Raw genomic sequence first — 17,019 nt, 5'->3', positions numbered from 1 at the left:
AGTGGGGTCAAAAATCGGCGCGCATCATACCATAGCCTGGCACAAATTACTGCGACGGACGGAAGTTAAGGAACTCAACTGCCCGATTTATATCCCGCGTACGCGGCGTCGGTGGCAGGCTATTGAGGAATACTGCACCGTAGGGACGCATCACCAGTCGGTTATCGCAAATCACTAACACGCCACGGTCATCGACATCGCGGATTAAGCGGCCTACGCCCTGTTTTAAGGTGATAACAGCATCAGGAAGTTGCACATCCTCAAAGGGATCTCCACCACGCAGACGGCAATCTTCCATGCGTGCTTTCAGCAACGGATCGTCAGGGGAGGTAAACGGCAGCTTGTCGATAATCACCAGGGAGAGCGCATCACCGCGCACATCAACGCCTTCCCAGAAACTGCTGGTTGCCACCAGCAAGGCATTACCGGCATCGACAAACTGCTGCAATAGCTGGCCTTTGCTGGTTTCACCTTGCAGTAAAACTGGCAGCGTCATGGTGGCGCGAAATTGTTCTGCTAAATCACGCATCATCGAGTGAGATGTGCACAGCATGAAGCAACGACCATTATTGGCTTCGATTAGCGGCTTGAGCATTTTGGCAAGATGCCTACCTGCTGCCGGTTGGTTGGGTGTTGGTAGTCCACGCGGCACACACAATAATGCCTGGCTGGCGTAATCAAACGGACTGGCTAGTAACAGTGTATCTGCGTTAGCGATCCCCAGGCGTTCAGTAAAGTGGCTAAGTTGATCATTTACTGAAAGCGTTGCCGAGGTGAAGATCCAGGTTCCTGCTTTTTGGCTGATCACTTCCTGGAATTTATCGGCAACCGATAACGGTGTCAGAGCAAGCGTGAAGTTGCGCGCATTGCATTCATACCAGTAGCTGTAGCCTGGGGTATCAACCTCTTTGAGTCGTTTGATACGTCCGCGTAAAATCACTGCCCGCTCAAATGCCGCATCCAGTAATGCGGAGCGGCCAAGTGAGAGTTTTGCGACGTCGTAGCAAAGTTCAAGCGCGTCATCGAGTAGCAGCAAGGCCCGTTGAATTGACGGTTCAGCCAGTAATTCACGTAAGTTACCGCGATAGCCAGGATCGCCCATTTGCAGACGAAAATCTTGTGTGCTCTGCGCCAGACGGTCAGCGCTTTTTTGCAATTGCTGCGCATCACGCACTTCGGTGCGATAGGCAATAGAGATGTCTTTGGCAATATCGAGCAACTGGCGGCTTGAAACTGACTGCCCGAAATATTGGCTGGCGATATCGGGGATTTGGTGCGCTTCATCGAAAATCATCACTTCGGCCTCGGGAATAAGTTCACCGAAACCGCCCTCTTTCACCACCATATCGGCCAGAAAGAGATGGTGGTTCACTACCACCACATCCGAATCCATGGCTTTTTTACGTGCTTTAACTACGAAACAATCTTTGTAGAGCGGGCAGTCTTGCCCAAGACAGTTATCGTTGGTACTGGTGACCATTGGCCAAACGGCTGAGTCTTCAGCAACACTTGCGCAGGTGCTGATATCTCCATCAACGGTTTCAATCGCCCAGCCACGCAGTTTAACGATATCGCTCAGCGTCTGGACTTGAAGATCACCACCCGCCAGCGCATTTTGCTCCAGGCGCTCAAGACACAAATAGTTAGATCGCCCTTTAAGTAGCGCCAGCCGCCCTTTGAAATCGAGTGCTTTTGCAACGGTGGGTAAATCACGGGAAAAAAGCTGATCTTGCAAAGCTTTTGATCCGGTTGAGATAATGACTTTTTTGCCTGAACGCAGAGCCGGGGCCAGGTAAGCGTAGGTTTTACCGGTGCCTGTACCTGCTTCCACCACCAGCTCTCGTCCGGAAGTAATAGCTTTGGTGACGGCTTGTGCCATCTGGCGTTGCGGTTCACGCGGTTTAAAACCTTTTATCGCCGTGGCGAGTTGGCCATCTGCTGCAAAATCGTCTGTCACAATACCCCCTGGGTTTATTGACAGTGATTATGTCAGTGTGAGCGGTGTTAATCCAGCAAGCCTGTGGAAGCAACCTGCAGATTGTGGCAGGCTGTAGCGCAAATATAAGTGAGCTGAAAAGGAAACAGTAATGAGTATTGTGCGTATAAAACCGGAAGCACGTTGGTCAGATGCGGTGATTCATAACAACACCCTGTACTATACCGGTGTGCCGGAAAATCTGGATGCTGATGCTTACGAACAAACCGCAAACACCCTTGCGCAAATCGACGCAGTTCTGCTCGAACAAGGCAGCGATAAGAGTAAAATTCTTGATACCACGATCTTCCTGCCAGAAAGTACTGACTTTTCCGCGATGAATAAGGCCTGGGATGAGTGGGTAGTCGCGGGCCATGCGCCGGTACGTTGTACCGTGCAGGCAAAATTGATGAATCCGCGTTACAAAGTAGAAATTAAGATTATCGCAGCAGTCTGAAACTACGCGGGCTGCGGCCCGCTTTACTTATCGTCGTCGTTTTCTTCGTAATGATCGACGTAGTGTTCTTCTTCGTCATCATCGTTAGCGGTGTCTTCGTCGTTTTCTGCGTCGCCGACATCATCATCCTCAAAACGGACTGCGACCATTTCACCTGTGTGATTGGCACGAATCTCTGCGGCCACTAAAGTAATAGCTTCGCCACTACTCATGCCGTTAGCCATCAGTTCCTGAATTCGCTCAACGGCTTTTTGCTGTTGCTCGTGGGATAATGAGGGTAATCCTGAAATCATTTTCGACTCCTGTTACATTGCCTGGGTTAATTATTTCACGCTGCTTTCATTGATTCCAGAGGGTTTCCAGGTAAGCAGGATGATCTGTCTCTTTTTTAGTTGTGGTTTATGACGTTGCAAACTCTAACTTTTCGCACTTTGCCATGGCATCCGAATGCCGTTCAACACACTTTCAAAGCTATTGCACAGCAACCATGGGCAATGCTGCTGCATTCCGGTTTTGCTGAACATCCCCATAATCGCTTTGATATTCTGGTGGCCGAGCCGCGTGCAACCTTAGTAACCCGTGGCGCTCAAACGACAATCTGCGTGGAAGGAGTCAGCTCGACACATCATAGCGACCCACTACAACTGTTGCAGCAAACGCTGGACAGTTTTGGCTACCAATCAGCAACTCACCCGGAATTACCTTTCTTAGGCGGTGCGTTAGGGTTATTTGGTTATGATCTGGGTCGTCATTTCGAAAAAGTACCAGAAATTGCACAGGCCGATCTCAACACTCCGGACATGGCAATTGGCATTTATGACTGGGCTTTGATTGCCGACCATAAACTAAAAAAGCTCACGCTTATTTGCTGGGGTGAATGTTCTGCACGACTTAACTGGCTGGAAGCGCAAATAGCCCCGGTTGTTAAGCCGTTTCGCCTGACAAGCGCGTGGCGCTCCAGTATGACCCGCGAGCAGTATGGACTTAAATTCCGGCAGGTACAGGAATATCTCAAAAGCGGTGATTGTTACCAGGTCAATCTCGCGCAGCGCTTTAACGCCTGTTACGAAGGTGATGAGTGGCAAGCATTCGAGCAACTGAATGCCGCTAATCGAGCACCATTTAGCGCCTTTATTCGTCTACCGGAAAGCGTAATTCTCAGCCTATCTCCCGAGCGTTTTATTTTGCTCGAAGGCAAGAATATCCAAACGCGCCCAATTAAAGGTACTTTGCCGCGCCTTACCGATCCGATTGACGATGCGCAGCAAGCTGAAAAACTTGCCAACTCGCCAAAGGATCGGGCCGAAAACCTGATGATTGTCGATCTACTGCGGAATGACATTGGCCGGGTTGCCGTGCCAGGTAGCGTAAAAGTGCCAGAACTGTTTGTTGTCGAGCCCTTCCCGGCAGTTCATCACCTCGTTAGTACGATCACTGCAAAGTTGCCACAACATCTACAGGCAACAGATTTACTGCGTGCGTGCTTCCCGGGTGGTTCTATTACCGGGGCACCAAAAGTCCGCGCCATGGAAATCATCGAAGAACTGGAGCCGCAACGGCGCAATGCCTGGTGTGGCAGCATTGGATATCTGAGCTTCTGCGGCAATATGGACACCAGTATTACCATCAGGACACTCACTGCCGAAGGCGGCAAACTTTACTGCTCTGCAGGTGGTGGCATAGTTGCCGATAGTGTTGAATCTGCGGAATATCAGGAAACCTTTGATAAAGTTAATCGTATTCTGCCGCAATTAGAGAGTTGATGAATGTCTGGTTCCTCCTTGACCATGAACGATTTTTTATCGCGTTTTCAACTGCTACAACCGCCAGCAACGCGGATGAGCGGTAATAAACGCCAGGCCGCCGTATTGATCCCTATCGTCCGCCGCCCGCAACCCGGACTGCTGCTGACACAGCGTTCTGCCATGATGCGCAAACATGCCGGACAAGTGGCCTTCCCCGGTGGGGCGGTTGATGACACGGACGAGTCGTTAATTGCGGCCGCGCTGCGCGAAGCCTGGGAAGAAGTCGCCATTTCTCCTGACAGTGTCGAAGTGATTGGTACTTTGCCATCGGTTGATAGCGTTACGGGATTTCAGGTCACCCCGGTCGTCGGCATCATTCCGCCCAACTTGCCCTACCATGCCAGCGAGGATGAAGTCGCGGCAGTATTTGAAATGCCATTGATGGAGGCCCTTACACTTGGCCGTTACCATCCGCTGGATATTCACCGTCGTGGCAACGCCCACAGGGTTTGGCTTTCCTGGTATCAGCACTATTTTGTCTGGGGCATGACGGCCGGAATCATCCGTGAATTAGCCTTGCAGATAAGCGTGGAACCCTGATCACTCTTTAATCCTGTAAAAACGGCTATATTTAGCAGAGTGTCTTGCTGAAGTTTTATTCCCTTATTTGCATCATGGGTAAAAGAAATGGTGAATGACTCTGGACTTATCCCCCGACAACCGCATTTTCAGGCCGGATTAGTCAAGTTACAGTTAACCATTAGTTTAATTCATGTGAATAGTTTACTACAGTGAGCAATAAATTTTTAAACTAGCTGACTGCGATTTTGCAGCAGCAAATTTTATTTATCTGGTGCCTTGGAAGGAGTTTTGTGTGATTAGCATATTCGACATGTTCAAAGTCGGCATTGGGCCATCCAGTTCCCATACCGTCGGTCCGATGAAGGCCGGTAAGTTGTTTGTCGATGATCTGGTCGAAAAAGGATTACTGGAAAGCACGACGCGTATCGCTGTCGATGTTTACGGTTCCCTGTCTCTGACAGGTAAAGGGCACCATACCGACATCGCTATTATCATGGGTCTTGCAGGTAACGAACCCGCGACCGTCGATATTGATTCAATCCCGGCGTTTATCCGTGATGTTGAAACCCGTGGTCGTTTGTGGCTAGCCCAGGGCCGCCATGAAGTCGATTTCCCGAAAGATTCAGGTATGTGTTTCCGCAACGACAACCTGTCTCTGCATGAAAACGGCATGACTATTCACGCGTTCAGTGGCGATCAAGAGATCTACACCAAAACGTACTATTCCATCGGCGGTGGTTTTATCGTTGATGAAGAACATTTCGGCAAAGAAGCGACCGACGAAATCGTCGTGCCTTACTCGTTCAATTCTGCCGAAGAGATGCTTAAGCACTGCAAAGAAACTGGCATGTCTCTGTCCGGCGTGATCATGCAGAACGAGCTGGCTTTGCATAGCCGTAAAGAAATTGAAGAGTATTTTGCCAACGTATGGCAGACCATGCGTGCCTGTATCGACCGTGGTGTGAACACCGAAGGCATTCTGCCTGGCCCATTGCGTGTGCCACGCCGTGCTTCTGCATTGCGCCGTATGCTGGTTTCTAGCGATAAACTGTCTAACGACCCAATGAATGTGGTCGATTGGGTGAACATGTTTGCGCTGGCCGTTAACGAAGAAAACGCTGCTGGTGGGCGTGTAGTAACTGCACCTACTAACGGTGCCTGCGGTATCGTTCCTGCTGTGCTTGCTTACTATGACCACTTTATCGAGTCAGTCAGCCCGGATACCTATATCCGCTACTTCCTCGCATCAGGTGCAATTGGTGCGCTCTACAAGATGAATGCGTCTATTTCTGGTGCAGAAGTCGGCTGTCAGGGTGAAGTAGGCGTGGCCTGTTCTATGGCTGCCGCAGGCCTTGCTGAAATTTTAGGCGCAAGCCCAGAGCAAGTTTGTGTTGCAGCAGAAATCGGTATGGAACATAACCTGGGTTTAACCTGTGACCCGGTTGCAGGCCAGGTTCAGGTGCCTTGTATCGAACGTAACGCCATTGCCTCGGTAAAAGCGATTAATGCTACTCGTATGGCGATGCGCCGTACCAGTGAACCGCGTGTCTCTCTCGATAAGGTTATCGAGACCATGTACGAGACAGGCAAAGACATGAACGCCAAATACCGTGAAACTTCACGTGGCGGCCTGGCAATCAAAGTACAGTGTGACTAATCCCTTCTGGCCCTCTGCAAAGAGGGCCAACCTACTCTGCCAAACCTACCACGGATAATTTTGACACTGCTGACGCAGCGCTAATAAAAATTGCCGCGCAGTTGCTGTTAAGTCCGACTTCTGTGACCAGATAACGCAATACTGTGCCGACGGCAGCGTCGTTATTGGTAATACGGTCAGCCGGTCTTGTAAGAATAATGGTGTGCTCATCGCTCGGGCGACTATCGTCAAATAATCCGAATGCAGCACCATGTTGAGCCCACAAATCACTGAGTCTGTTCGAATCGGTGCTTCATGCATCTGGCCATAAAACTCATTGAGTTCATCTTGTAGCTGTTGGTAATAACCGATATTTGCTTCCGGTAATAACCATTTCGCCCTACGTAATTGGGCAAGTGATGTCGACTGCGCTAAGGGGTGCTCACGCCGGGCAATAACGCAGAATGGTGCGCTAAACAACGGCTCAACAATGACATCTTCCGGCACTTTGGCAGGATTGATTGTCCCAATAGCCAGATCGAGCTCTCCTTGTTGCAATAGCGGCAGCAATGTTGTCAGTTGCCCTTCTTTGATATGCAAACTAGCTTGCGGCAAGCGTGATTTAAAGCTGTCAGCTACGGCCGGAAAAACACTTAATGCAATCAATGATGAAAAACCAATGGTCAGTTTGCCTTGTGAAAAGTGGTTAATTTGTTCCACTTCCTCGGCCGCACGCTGTAGTTCCTCCAGAATCCACTCAGCCCGGCGGGAAAATGCCTCTCCTGCCTCAGTTAAGGTGATGCCTTCGTTTCCGCGCAGAAATAGTTGTGCTGATAAAGTTTGCTCCAGCTCTCGTAATGTTCTGCTCACCGCCGGCTGAGATTGCCCCATTACTCGCGCAGCTCCACGGATGCTGCGGCTGCGCACCACTTGTCTGAAGACATGTAACTGCTGCATTTTCGGCAAATACTTCATGCACACCCCTATCAATAAAAAGCATCACCCCAAACAAAATTGCATCTTTTGCGAGAATACCCGCACTGCTTATATAGCTATCAGAGTTATCCATATGAACGCTGCAACCAACGGGGCGATTCGCTCCTGGAACGGAATTCCGCATAAGGGTCCGCACGATGAAAAAAAGTCACTCCTTGATGATTTTCCTGTTATTTCTGGGCTATGTCATTGTCTATATAGATAAAACGGTGATGGGCTTCGCATTATTGCCTATCGAAAAAGAGTTTGGCGTCTCCACACAGCAACTAGGGTACATCACCGGCATTTTCTTCCTCTCTTACTCACTGTTTCAGATACCGGCAGGCTGGCTAAATGACCGCATTGGTTTTCGTAGCATGCTGGTTGCTTCACTCTGCCTGCTCGGTGGATTTGCGCTTTGTTTCGGTGTTCTGGGGTTAAGCTTTGGTATGTTGATAGTCTTCCGCTTCCTGGCGGGAATCGGTCATTCTGGATACCCATGTTCCTGCGCCAAAGCGGTGGTCAGTAACTTTAGCGTTGAAAAACGAACATTCGCCCAATCAATCCTGCTCTCATCCGCCGGGCTTGCAATGACCATTGGCCCGATGGTGGCAGTCAGCGCATTAACGCATATTGGCTGGCGCGGCTCGTTTGCCGGGCTCGGTTTGATGGCATGCGCAGTTGCCATAGTTATCTTTATGCTGGTGAGTAAACCACCCGTCACGACGAAAGCCACCTCTACCACCAGTTATCGCACGCTGTTGAAAAATCCAACCGTGATACTGCTATTCGTTTCTATCTTCTGCATCAATATTCCCAGTTATGGCTTGATGGCCTGGCTACCAAAGTTTTTGGTACAACAGCGCCATATGCCGCTTGAAACCTCAGGGCTTGTGATTGCTGCCGGAGGCTTAGGTATCTGGATTTCATCGCTTGGTACCGGTTGGCTGGTCGGTAAATATTTTCAGGGACGCGAGCCACTGGTGATTGTTGGCTGCTCTATAGCCAGTGCTCTGTGCATCTTCACCATTTACCACATGCCTTCGCCCGTCACCGCCAGTGTGTTCTTGTTTCTTGGCCAGGTCTTTTTGATGGGCAGTTTTGTCACGGCTTTCACTTTGCCGATGAAACGCCTGCCAGTAGAAACCATGGGGGCGGCAATTGGCCTGATTAATACCGGTGGTACCCTGGGCGGTTTTGTTTCTCCTATCGTGATGGGCTACCTCATTGGCACAAGCCAGGACTACTACACCACGTTTATCTTCCTTTCCTTGTCGATGATCTGCGCAGCGCTGGCCGTCTTACCATTGATGGCAAAAAGAACCGCGCTGAACACTGTGACCGAATAACGGAGCTATTATGACTTTCAATATCGATATTCTGACTGACGAAGTGGCCCATGACGTGTCTCGCTGGCGCCAGCATATTCATGCCAACCCGGACCTCTCTTTTCAGGAACAAGCCACGGCTGATTTTATCGCCGCAGAGTTAGCAAGCTTTGGGCCGCTTGAGTTGCGTCGTCTTACACCAAATAGCGTTGTGGCCGAATTAAGGGGAAAACTCCCCGGCCCCGTATGGGCACTACGTGCGGATATTGATGCCCTGCCGATTCAGGAAGAGAGCGGCGAAGCTTTCTCCTCATGTAAACCTGGTGTGATGCATGCCTGCGGACATGATGCCCATGCGGCGATGTTAATGGGTGCGGCAAAAGTGCTGTGTCATTTTCAGGACAAGCTCAAAGGCTCGGTACGTTTTATTTTCCAGCATGCGGAAGAAGTGCCGCCGGGCGGCGCTCAAGAACTAGTAAATTTGGGCGTGCTGCAAGATGTCGAATACATCTTTGGTCTGCATGTGATGCCAGATAAGCCCACGCAAACCTTGTCACTGAAAGAAGGCGTGTTCAGCGCATCAAGCGATAATTTCGATATTGTGATAACCGGGAAAGGCGGTCATGGCTCGATGCCGCACCTGTGTATTGACCCAATAGTTATCGGTGCAGAAATAGTCAGCGCATTGCAGCAAATTGTCGCCCGCAAGCTCGACCCTCTGCACGCGCCAGTATTAACCATCGCCACTTTCCAGTCGGGTGAAAGCTACAATGTCATCCCGAATAGTGCCCATCTTGCGGGTACACTGCGCACACACAACCAAAAAGTGCGTGAGCAGGTTCCGCAACTCATGCAGCAAGTGATTGCAGGAGTTGTTGCCGCTCACGGAGCAAGTTTTGATATTCAGTGGCAAGCAGGTTATGCCGTAGGGAATAATCATGCTTCTGCCTGCGAGATTGCGCACAAAGTTATCGAAGAAAATTTCCCTCCTCAAACGCTGCACACGGTAACAACACCGTTATTTGGGAGTGAGGATTTCTCTTCGTATCAGCAACATGTTCCAGGATGCTTTATTTTCGTCGGTTGTAGAAATCCCGACAAAGGCGCTGTTTGGAATGTCCACAATCCCCACTTCCTGTTGGATGAGGATGCTATGAAAGTGGGGGTTAAAACGCACCTGGGTTTGATAAGCCAAATGTTTATTTAAATATTCACTAAAATAGCAAGCGTCGTGTCTGCGACGCTTGCACGAAAGACTCCATGAGCGCTCATCTAAAAGTATGATTTTCCCTTCGGATACCCAATCCCCCACTACACTTGGATTGTTCTGTGTGCCGATTTCGGTCGCGGTTCTAAACAAGGTGGTCGCGGATGCAGACGGCACAACGCATATTGAGAGATTATCGCCGCAGGCGTTTAACTGTCTGCGTTGCGTTAGCCGTAATAGTCCTGCTGCTGACACTCAGCGCGCGCTATATTGCCGATCGTGATTCAAATGAACAACGTATGCACGCATTTAACCAACGAGCAGTCAGTTCACTTGAAAACGTCCTGGTACCGCTTGATCTGGCAAGCAAAGATGCGATGCAGTTAATGGGGTTATCATGTGAAGCCGCGCAACTGAGGATGCGTGAATTAGTGGCGCGTATGCAAACAGTACGTGATATTGGCTTAATTAAGGATGATATCTTTTATTGCTCAAGTATTTTTGGCCCACGCTCAATACCCATTGATCTGGTCCAGCCGCGCTTGCCATCATCAATACCACTCTTATTCCTCTCGATAGACCATACGCTACTTAAAGGCACGCCGATTCTTCTGTCCTGGCATCCTCTGCGCAATAGTCAGCATGACGGAGTCATGCAAATTATAAATATTGAGTTGCTATCGGGATTTATGCTTGAACCCAGACGTCCCTGGGTCTCCCGCGCGATGTTAAATGTCGCCGATTCACATTATGAATATGGGAAAGGGTTACTACCCCGAATTACTGTTGACGACGGGCAAGTCAGCCATGAACTGGAATCCGATATATTTCCTTTTTCCGTCACTATTATTGGCCCATCCTCCAGTCAGCTAGCATTACAAAATATGCCAACGCAACTGCCCCTGGCACTGATCCTAAGCATGTTAATTGGCTATATCACGTGGCTTGCCACCGCGAACCGAATGAGTTTTTCCTGGGAAATTAATCTTGGGCTTGCCCTGGATGAGTTCGAAGTTTTTTGCCAGCCACTCGTCAGCTCACGTAATCTTCAATGTGTTGGTGTGGAGCTACTTTTGCGGTGGAATAATCCCCGCCAGGGTTGGATTTCACCCGAGGTCTTTATCCCGCTTGCCGAACAACAAAATTTGATAGCACCATTAACACGTTTTGTGCTTTCGGAAACAGTACGTAATCTTGATATCTTTCCGAAATCCCCTGATTTCAATATCGGGATCAATATCGCAGCTAGCCATTTCCATAATGGGGAAGTTATCGAAGATTTGCGCCACTACTGGTTTCCAGTCCACCCCATCCAGAAACTCACCCTTGAACTTACGGAGCGTGATGCCTTACCAGATGTCGATCTTCGGGTGATACGCGATTTACATCGTATGGGGGTCGATTTAGCCATTGACGATTTCGGTACAGGCCAAAGTTCACTGGCTTATCTCGAAACATTAAATCCAGACGTGCTGAAAATCGATAAGTCGTTTACTGCAGCGATTGGGACCGATGCGGTCAATTCGACAGTGACTGACATTATTATTGCGCTGGCGCAGCGGTTACATATTGGCTTAGTTGCGGAAGGTGTTGAAACGCCGCAGCAAGCAGAGTATCTGCGTAACCACGGCGTAAATGTACTACAAGGTTTTTTGTATGCGCGGCCAATGCCTTTGAAGGAGTTTCCACGCTGGCTTGGGAGCAGCACGCCGCCCCCACGCAGGAATGGTCACGTTATTCCCATTATCCCGCTACGCTAATTTACTCTTCTTCGTCTTCATGTTCAGAGCGTTCTTTTACCACACGAACCAAGTCCACACGGTAATCGTTGGCCTTCACAATCTGGATGCGTAGCGGAGCCAGCTCAATGAAATCACCCACTTTAGGGATTTGGCCATTCACCGCGATAACCAAACCGGCGATAGAGGCAATGTCTTCCTCATCATTCACCAGATTGTTGATATCAAGATGCTGCTGAATCGCATGCAGGTCGGTTGAACCTTTAACTAACCAACCATCGCCATCACGCACGATTTCGGGGGTTTCGTCGGCATCAGGGAATTCACCGGCGATAGCTTCCAGAACATCCAGCGGCGTTACCAGGCCTTGAACCACACCAAACTCATTATTAACGATAACGAAACTACCGCGAGCACGACGAAGCACACCCAGCAAGTTAATCGGGTCCAGTGTTTCCGGAACCACAATTGCAGGTGAACGTGCAGCAATAGAAACCACATCACCACCATTTTCCAGCGCTACCAGCAACTCTTTGGCACGCACGATGCCGATGATTTCATCAAGCTCACCATGACAAACCGGGAACAAGCTATGCGGAGATTCCAGCAGCTGCTCGCGTATTTCAGCAGTGGTTTTATCGGCATCAACCCATGATATTTCCCCACGCGGCGTCATAATGCTGCGTAGCGAACGAGATGCCAAAGTCAGTACACCGTTAATCATGTAACGCTCTTCTTCAGCAAAAGATTCTGCTTCAATTGGCGTGATGGTTTTGTTGTCTTCGTTTGACGAACGCTGTTGGCGTTTGCCATTCATCAAACGCAAAATCGCATCAGCCGTACGGGCACGTAACGGCACATTTGACTGATGGCGAATAAAGTTACGGCGCGCAATCTGGTTGAAAAACTCGATGATTATCGAGAAACCAATTGCCGCATACAGGTAACCTTTCGGAATATGGAAACCGAAGCCTTCTGCTACCAGGCTCAGACCAATCATTAACAAGAAGCTCAGGCACAACACGACGACCGTAGGGTGTTGGTTAACAAAATTCGTTAACGGTTTGGACGCCAACAACATCACACCCATCGCGATAACTACCGCCGCCATCATCACTGGCAGGTGATTTACCATGCCCACCGCGGTAATAACCGCATCCAGTGAAAACACCGCATCCAGTATAACAATCTGTAAAACCACAACCCAGAAACTGGCGTAACCTTTGCCATGCCCATCATCATGCTGGCGGTTTTCCAGCCGCTCATGTAGCTCCGTCGTTGCCTTAAACAGCAAGAATAGGCCACCAAATAGCATAATGAGATCGCGCCCGGAGAACGTCATTTCGCCAACACTGAACAGCGGTTGCGTTAGCGTCACCATCCATGAAATTAACGACAATAGGCCCAGTCGCATCACCAAAGCCAAGGATAAACCGATAAGTCGGGCTTTATCTCGTTGTTTTGGTGGAAGTTTGTCTGCAAGGATGGCAATAAAGACCAGGTTATCAATACCCAGCACTATTTCCAGCACAATCAGCGTCAGTAAACCCACCCATATTTGGGGATCCATTAAGAGTTCCATGACAAGCTCCTGCTTTGGGAATAACTCATCGGCATCGCGCGCAAGGCGGACGCAAAGAGGCAAATTGAGGTATTAACGGGGCGTGGAACGCCAATGTGAAGGACTGAGTTTTCAGACCTGAAATTGAAAAGACGTCGATGACGGTCCATACGGTGGGCTACTGCCCTTTACTCCTAAGCAATTAAACGAGATGCAAACAATATCAGAGCAAAATACCCTTTTGCAAAGATTTACCTGATTTTGCAATTTTACTGTCATTGACCTCGTTCATTATTTGTCCGGCGAATCATTAAGTTGTTAGCAAACCTAAATTACGGATCTTCATCACATAAAATATTTTTTTCACTGACTAAAATAAATCGGTCTTAAGTTACACATCTTTACTCATACCGTTATCTGAATCGATTCGCTTGAGAAACGGATAATCTACAAAACACCTTTTAAGGGTGTGGCTATACCAACACAGGAGGTAGCAAGTGACTATTGCTATTGTCATAGGCACGCATGGCTGGGCAGCAGAACAATTGCTGAAAACCGCAGAAATGCTATTGGGCGAACAAGAAAACGTTGGCTGGATAGATTTCGTTCCCGGTGAAAACGCCGAAACTCTTATTGAAAAATATAACGCTCAACTGGCAAACCTGAACACCGACAAAGGTGTGCTGTTTCTTGTCGATACTTGGGGTGGTAGCCCGTTTAATGCAGCCAGCCGTATTGTCGTCGATAAAGAGCATTACGAGGTCGTCGCCGGGGTCAATATTCCGATGCTGGTTGAAACCCTGATGGCTCGTGATGATAACCCTTCCTTTGATGAGTTAGTGGCAATCGCTGTTGAAACAGGTCGTGAAGGGGTTAAAGCCCTGAAAGCTAAACCTGTTGAAAAGGCTGTAACTGTTGCGCCTGTTGCTGCACCTAAAGCCGCAGCACCGCTCAAGCCAATGGGTCCGAAGGACTACATGAATATCGGTCTGGCGCGTATAGATGACCGTTTAATTCATGGCCAGGTTGCAACCCGTTGGACCAAAGAAACTAATGTCACACGCATTATTGTTGTCAGCGATGAAGTAGCAGCCGATACCGTGCGTAAAACACTGTTGACGCAAGTTGCTCCTCCTGGTGTGACAGCACACGTCGTTGACGTCGCTAAAATGATTCGCGTGTGGAATAACCCGAAATATGCAGGCGACCGTGTGATGCTGCTGTTCACCAACCCAACCGATGTTGAACGCGTCGTGGAAGGTGGAGTGGACATTAAGTCAGTCAATATCGGTGGTATGGCGTTCCGCCAGGGTAAAACCCAGGTTAACAACGCGATTTCTGTCGATGAAAAAGATATTGAAGCCTTCAAGAAACTTAACGAGCGCGGCATTGAGCTCGAAGCCCGTAAAGTTTCAACCGATCAAAAATTGAAAATGATGGATCTGATCGCGAAGGTGAAAAGCTAATTACTGATGTGATTTGCTTAATTCTACGTTTTGCTCAGTTTTCACACATAAGTCACACGTTTAAGGAGAAGTACAATGGAGATTACCACTCTTCAGATTGTGCTGGTGTTTGTCGTAGCCTGTATTGCCGGTATGGAGTCGGTGCTCGATGAATTTCAGTTCCACCGTCCGCTGGTCGCCTGTACCTTAATCGGTCTGGTACTCGGTGATATGAAAACCGGTATTATTATCGGTGGTACGCTTGAAATGATCGCGCTGGGCTGGATGAACATCGGTGCGGCAGTTGCTCCCGATGCCGCACTTGCGTCAATTATCTCAACCATACTGGTTATAGCCGGGCATCAGGGCATCGGTTCTGGTATCGCTCTGGCCATTCCATTGGCAGCAGCAGGCCAGGTACTGACCATTATCGTTCGTACTATTACAGTGGGCTTCCAGCACGCAGCAGATAAGGCCGCCGAAAGTGGCAACCTATCGGCGCTCTCCTGGATTCACGTTTCTTCCCTGTTCTTGCAAGCAATGCGTATCGCAATCCCTGCCGTTATCGTCGCAGTTTCCGTCGGCACTAGTGAAGTACAGAACCTGCTGAATGCCATTCCTGAAGTGGTAACCAGCGGTCTGAACATCGCCGGTGGCATGATTGTTGTTGTGGGTTATGCGATGGTCATCAACATGATGCGCGCAGGCTACCTGATGCCATTCTTCTATCTGGGCTTCGTTACCGCGGCTTTCACCAACTTCAACCTGGTAGCACTGGGTGTGATTGGTGCTGTGATGGCAATTTTGTACATCCAGTTGAGCCCGAAATACAACCGTTCTGCCGGTGCTCCAGCACCTGCTGCCGGTGCTAACGATCTCGATAACGAATTAGATTAATAGGTGAGCGAAATGGTTGATACCACCAAAACAACGACTACCGAGAAGAAACTCACCCCAGGTGATATTCGTGGCGTGTTCCTGCGTTCAAACCTCTTCCAGGGTTCCTGGAACTTCGAACGTATGCAAGCGTTGGGCTTCTGCTTCTCAATGATTCCGGCAATTAAACGCCTGTATCCTGAAAATAACGATGCTCGTAAACAAGCAATTAAGCGTCACCTGGAATTCTTTAACACCCATCCATACGTTGCGGCTCCTGTATTGGGCGTTACGCTGGCGATGGAAGAACAGCGTGCAAACGGTGCAGAGATTGACGATGGTGCCATTAACGGTATCAAAGTTGGTTTGATGGGGCCGCTGGCTGGTGTAGGCGACCCTATCTTCTGGGGTACCGTACGTCCAGTATTCGCAGCACTTGGTGCTGGTATCGCAATGAGCGGTAGCCTGCTTGGCCCACTGTTGTTCTTCATCCTGTTTAACGCTGTGCGTTTGCTGACTCGTTATTACGGTGTAGCTTACGGTTACCGCAAAGGGATCGATATCGTTAAGGATATGGGCGGCGGCTTCCTGCAAAAACTGACTGAGGGGGCGTCAATTCTCGGCCTGTTTGTCATGGGGGCGCTGGTTAACAAGTGGACACACGTTAATATACCGCTAGTCGTGTCGAAGATTACCGACCAGACTGGCGCTGTGAAAGTGACCACTGTTCAAACTATTCTTGATCAGTTGATGCCGGGTCTTGTGCCACTGCTGTTAACGTTTGCTTGTATGTGGCTGCTGCGTAAGAAAGTCAACGCGCTGTGGATCATCATGGGCTTCTTCGTTATTGGTATTGTCGGTTATGCTATCGGCCTGCTAGGCCTGTAATTAGTTTGTGATACGAACCGGGGCCCTTGCCCCGGTTTTTTATTGTTTAGAGTGAAGGTAGTGTTATGACTTTGACGGATGTAGTTCTGCTGGTATTTATTGTGCTGTTGCTTGCCTGGGCGGTTTACGATGAGTTCATCATGGATAAGCTCAAAGGCAAAACCCTGCTAAAAGTTCCCCTTCTGCGGCGCAACCGTATCGACGGAACCATTTTCTTCGGGTTGGTTGCTATCCTCATCTACAACAACGTCACCTCTGGCGGCGCTCCGGTCACCACCTGGTTATTATCTGCGCTGGCACTCATTGCTATTTATATTTCGTGGATTAGACAACCTAAACTACTGTTTAAAACAGAAGGTTTCTTCTTCGCGAATGTATGGGTTTTATATTCCCGAATTAAAGAAATGAATTTATCTGAGGATGGTGTTCTGGTATTGCAATTAGAACAACGCCGCTTGCTCATCCGGGTGAAAAACATTGATGACCTTGAGAAGATTTATAAGTTAATGGTTGTGACTCAATAGGTTAACAACATAGCAAAGTCTATATTCCTATATTTTTTGTACGATCTATAAAATATAGCCGCTGCTATTTCGCACAATTAG

At 49.0% G+C, this 17,019-nt stretch carries 15 protein-coding genes; 11 read left to right on the top strand and 4 right to left on the bottom strand.

Features of this window, described 5'->3' with window-relative positions; translation table 11 throughout:
* Positions 1-46: 46 nt before the first annotated feature.
* Positions 47-1,957: a DNA repair helicase YoaA gene (yoaA, locus tag LVQ77_RS00270; protein WP_232903343.1), complete on the bottom strand. Its 1,911-nt coding sequence runs from the start codon at positions 1,955-1,957 to the stop codon at positions 47-49.
* A 130-nt stretch (positions 1,958-2,087) separates the two neighbouring features.
* Here yoaA and LVQ77_RS00265 point away from each other — a divergent pair, with 130 nt between their 5' ends.
* The gene (locus LVQ77_RS00265; RefSeq protein ID WP_232903342.1) at positions 2,088-2,432 is read left to right on the top strand and encodes a RidA family protein; all 345 of its coding nucleotides are present in this window, start codon (positions 2,088-2,090) and stop codon (positions 2,430-2,432) included.
* 23 nt (positions 2,433-2,455) lie between these two features.
* On the opposite strand, the gene LVQ77_RS00260 is transcribed toward LVQ77_RS00265, so the two are convergent.
* Positions 2,456-2,725, bottom strand: coding sequence for a YoaH family protein (locus LVQ77_RS00260; RefSeq protein ID WP_064511851.1), 270 nt, complete (start codon positions 2,723-2,725; stop codon positions 2,456-2,458).
* A 108-nt stretch (positions 2,726-2,833) separates the two neighbouring features.
* Here LVQ77_RS00260 and pabB point away from each other — a divergent pair, with 108 nt between their 5' ends.
* The 3 genes from pabB (at position 2,834) to sdaA (ending at position 6,416) form a co-directional block, all read left to right on the top strand.
* Positions 2,834-4,195, top strand: coding sequence for an aminodeoxychorismate synthase component 1 (pabB, locus tag LVQ77_RS00255; protein ID WP_370644895.1), 1,362 nt, complete (start codon positions 2,834-2,836; stop codon positions 4,193-4,195).
* A gap of 3 nt (positions 4,196-4,198) precedes the next feature.
* A complete protein-coding gene (locus LVQ77_RS00250) occupies positions 4,199-4,777 on the top strand; it encodes a CoA pyrophosphatase (RefSeq protein WP_232903340.1) in 579 nt (192 codons plus the stop codon).
* Positions 4,778-5,051: 274 nt separating this feature from the next.
* Entirely contained in the window at positions 5,052-6,416 is a 1,365-nt protein-coding gene (gene sdaA / locus LVQ77_RS00245) for an L-serine ammonia-lyase (protein ID WP_151994549.1), read from the top strand.
* Between the two features lie 45 nt (positions 6,417-6,461).
* Here sdaA and LVQ77_RS00240 read toward each other — a convergent pair whose 3' ends face one another.
* Positions 6,462-7,370: a LysR substrate-binding domain-containing protein gene (locus tag LVQ77_RS00240; RefSeq protein ID WP_154148790.1), complete on the bottom strand. Its 909-nt coding sequence runs from the start codon at positions 7,368-7,370 to the stop codon at positions 6,462-6,464.
* A gap of 158 nt (positions 7,371-7,528) precedes the next feature.
* Between LVQ77_RS00240 and LVQ77_RS00235 the strand changes: the two genes are divergently transcribed.
* The 3 genes from LVQ77_RS00235 to pdeD all read left to right on the top strand — a co-directional run bounded on the left by LVQ77_RS00235 (position 7,529) and on the right by pdeD (position 11,665).
* Positions 7,529-8,719 carry an MFS transporter gene (locus LVQ77_RS00235; protein ID WP_154148788.1) on the top strand — a complete coding sequence of 397 codons (1,191 nt, stop codon included), beginning with the start codon at positions 7,529-7,531 and terminating at the stop codon, positions 8,717-8,719.
* Between the two features lie 10 nt (positions 8,720-8,729).
* A complete protein-coding gene (locus LVQ77_RS00230) occupies positions 8,730-9,905 on the top strand; it encodes an amidohydrolase (protein WP_232903339.1) in 1,176 nt (391 codons plus the stop codon).
* A 164-nt stretch (positions 9,906-10,069) separates the two neighbouring features.
* Positions 10,070-11,665 carry a cyclic di-3',5'-guanosine monophosphate phosphodiesterase PdeD gene (gene pdeD / locus LVQ77_RS00225; RefSeq protein ID WP_232903338.1) on the top strand — a complete coding sequence of 532 codons (1,596 nt, stop codon included), beginning with the start codon at positions 10,070-10,072 and terminating at the stop codon, positions 11,663-11,665.
* Position 11,666: 1 nt separating this feature from the next.
* On the opposite strand, the gene yoaE is transcribed toward pdeD, so the two are convergent.
* A complete protein-coding gene (gene yoaE, locus LVQ77_RS00220) occupies positions 11,667-13,226 on the bottom strand; it encodes a TerC family protein (RefSeq protein WP_232903337.1) in 1,560 nt (519 codons plus the stop codon).
* Between the two features lie 476 nt (positions 13,227-13,702).
* Between yoaE and manX the strand changes: the two genes are divergently transcribed.
* The 4 genes from manX to LVQ77_RS00200 all read left to right on the top strand — a co-directional run bounded on the left by manX (position 13,703) and on the right by LVQ77_RS00200 (position 16,938).
* Positions 13,703-14,671, top strand: a complete 969-nt coding sequence (gene manX / locus LVQ77_RS00215; RefSeq protein ID WP_134182089.1) for a PTS mannose transporter subunit IIAB — start codon at positions 13,703-13,705, stop codon at positions 14,669-14,671.
* 75 nt (positions 14,672-14,746) lie between these two features.
* Positions 14,747-15,547 (top strand): PTS mannose/fructose/sorbose transporter subunit IIC, encoded by an 801-nt coding sequence (locus LVQ77_RS00210; protein WP_151994554.1) that lies wholly within the window; start codon positions 14,747-14,749, stop codon positions 15,545-15,547.
* 12 nt (positions 15,548-15,559) lie between these two features.
* Complete coding sequence (locus tag LVQ77_RS00205) at positions 15,560-16,414, top strand: PTS mannose transporter subunit IID (protein ID WP_034495941.1); 855 nt, start codon at positions 15,560-15,562, stop codon at positions 16,412-16,414.
* A gap of 65 nt (positions 16,415-16,479) precedes the next feature.
* The gene (locus LVQ77_RS00200) at positions 16,480-16,938 is read left to right on the top strand and encodes a DUF986 family protein (protein WP_154148782.1); all 459 of its coding nucleotides are present in this window, start codon (positions 16,480-16,482) and stop codon (positions 16,936-16,938) included.
* Positions 16,939-17,019: the final 81 nt, after the last annotated feature.

Origin of the sequence: Buttiauxella cochleicola (genome assembly GCF_021282435.1) — a bacterium.
GTDB lineage: Bacteria > Pseudomonadota > Gammaproteobacteria > Enterobacterales > Enterobacteriaceae > Buttiauxella > Buttiauxella massiliensis.
The sequence above is the reverse complement of the archived record's forward strand: the minus strand, read 5'-3'. Positions and strand labels throughout refer to the sequence as shown.

What these genes read in the sequence shown, in the direction of transcription:
- LVQ77_RS00265 (WP_232903342.1), top strand. Translation starts at nt 2,088, where the DNA reads ATGAGTATTGTGCGTATAAAACCGGAAGCACGTTGGTCAGATGCGGTG.
- LVQ77_RS00260 (WP_064511851.1), bottom strand. Translation starts at nt 2,725, where the DNA reads ATGATTTCAGGATTACCCTCATTATCCCACGAGCAACAGCAAAAAGCC.
- pabB (WP_370644895.1), top strand. Translation starts at nt 2,834, where the DNA reads ATGACGTTGCAAACTCTAACTTTTCGCACTTTGCCATGGCATCCGAAT.
- LVQ77_RS00250 (WP_232903340.1), top strand. Translation starts at nt 4,199, where the DNA reads ATGTCTGGTTCCTCCTTGACCATGAACGATTTTTTATCGCGTTTTCAA.
- LVQ77_RS00240 (WP_154148790.1), bottom strand. Translation starts at nt 7,370, where the DNA reads ATGAAGTATTTGCCGAAAATGCAGCAGTTACATGTCTTCAGACAAGTG.
- LVQ77_RS00235 (WP_154148788.1), top strand. Translation starts at nt 7,529, where the DNA reads ATGAAAAAAAGTCACTCCTTGATGATTTTCCTGTTATTTCTGGGCTAT.
- LVQ77_RS00230 (WP_232903339.1), top strand. Translation starts at nt 8,730, where the DNA reads ATGACTTTCAATATCGATATTCTGACTGACGAAGTGGCCCATGACGTG.
- pdeD (WP_232903338.1), top strand. Translation starts at nt 10,070, where the DNA reads ATGCAGACGGCACAACGCATATTGAGAGATTATCGCCGCAGGCGTTTA.
- yoaE (WP_232903337.1), bottom strand. Translation starts at nt 13,226, where the DNA reads ATGGAACTCTTAATGGATCCCCAAATATGGGTGGGTTTACTGACGCTG.
- LVQ77_RS00210 (WP_151994554.1), top strand. Translation starts at nt 14,747, where the DNA reads ATGGAGATTACCACTCTTCAGATTGTGCTGGTGTTTGTCGTAGCCTGT.
- LVQ77_RS00205 (WP_034495941.1), top strand. Translation starts at nt 15,560, where the DNA reads ATGGTTGATACCACCAAAACAACGACTACCGAGAAGAAACTCACCCCA.
- LVQ77_RS00200 (WP_154148782.1), top strand. Translation starts at nt 16,480, where the DNA reads ATGACTTTGACGGATGTAGTTCTGCTGGTATTTATTGTGCTGTTGCTT.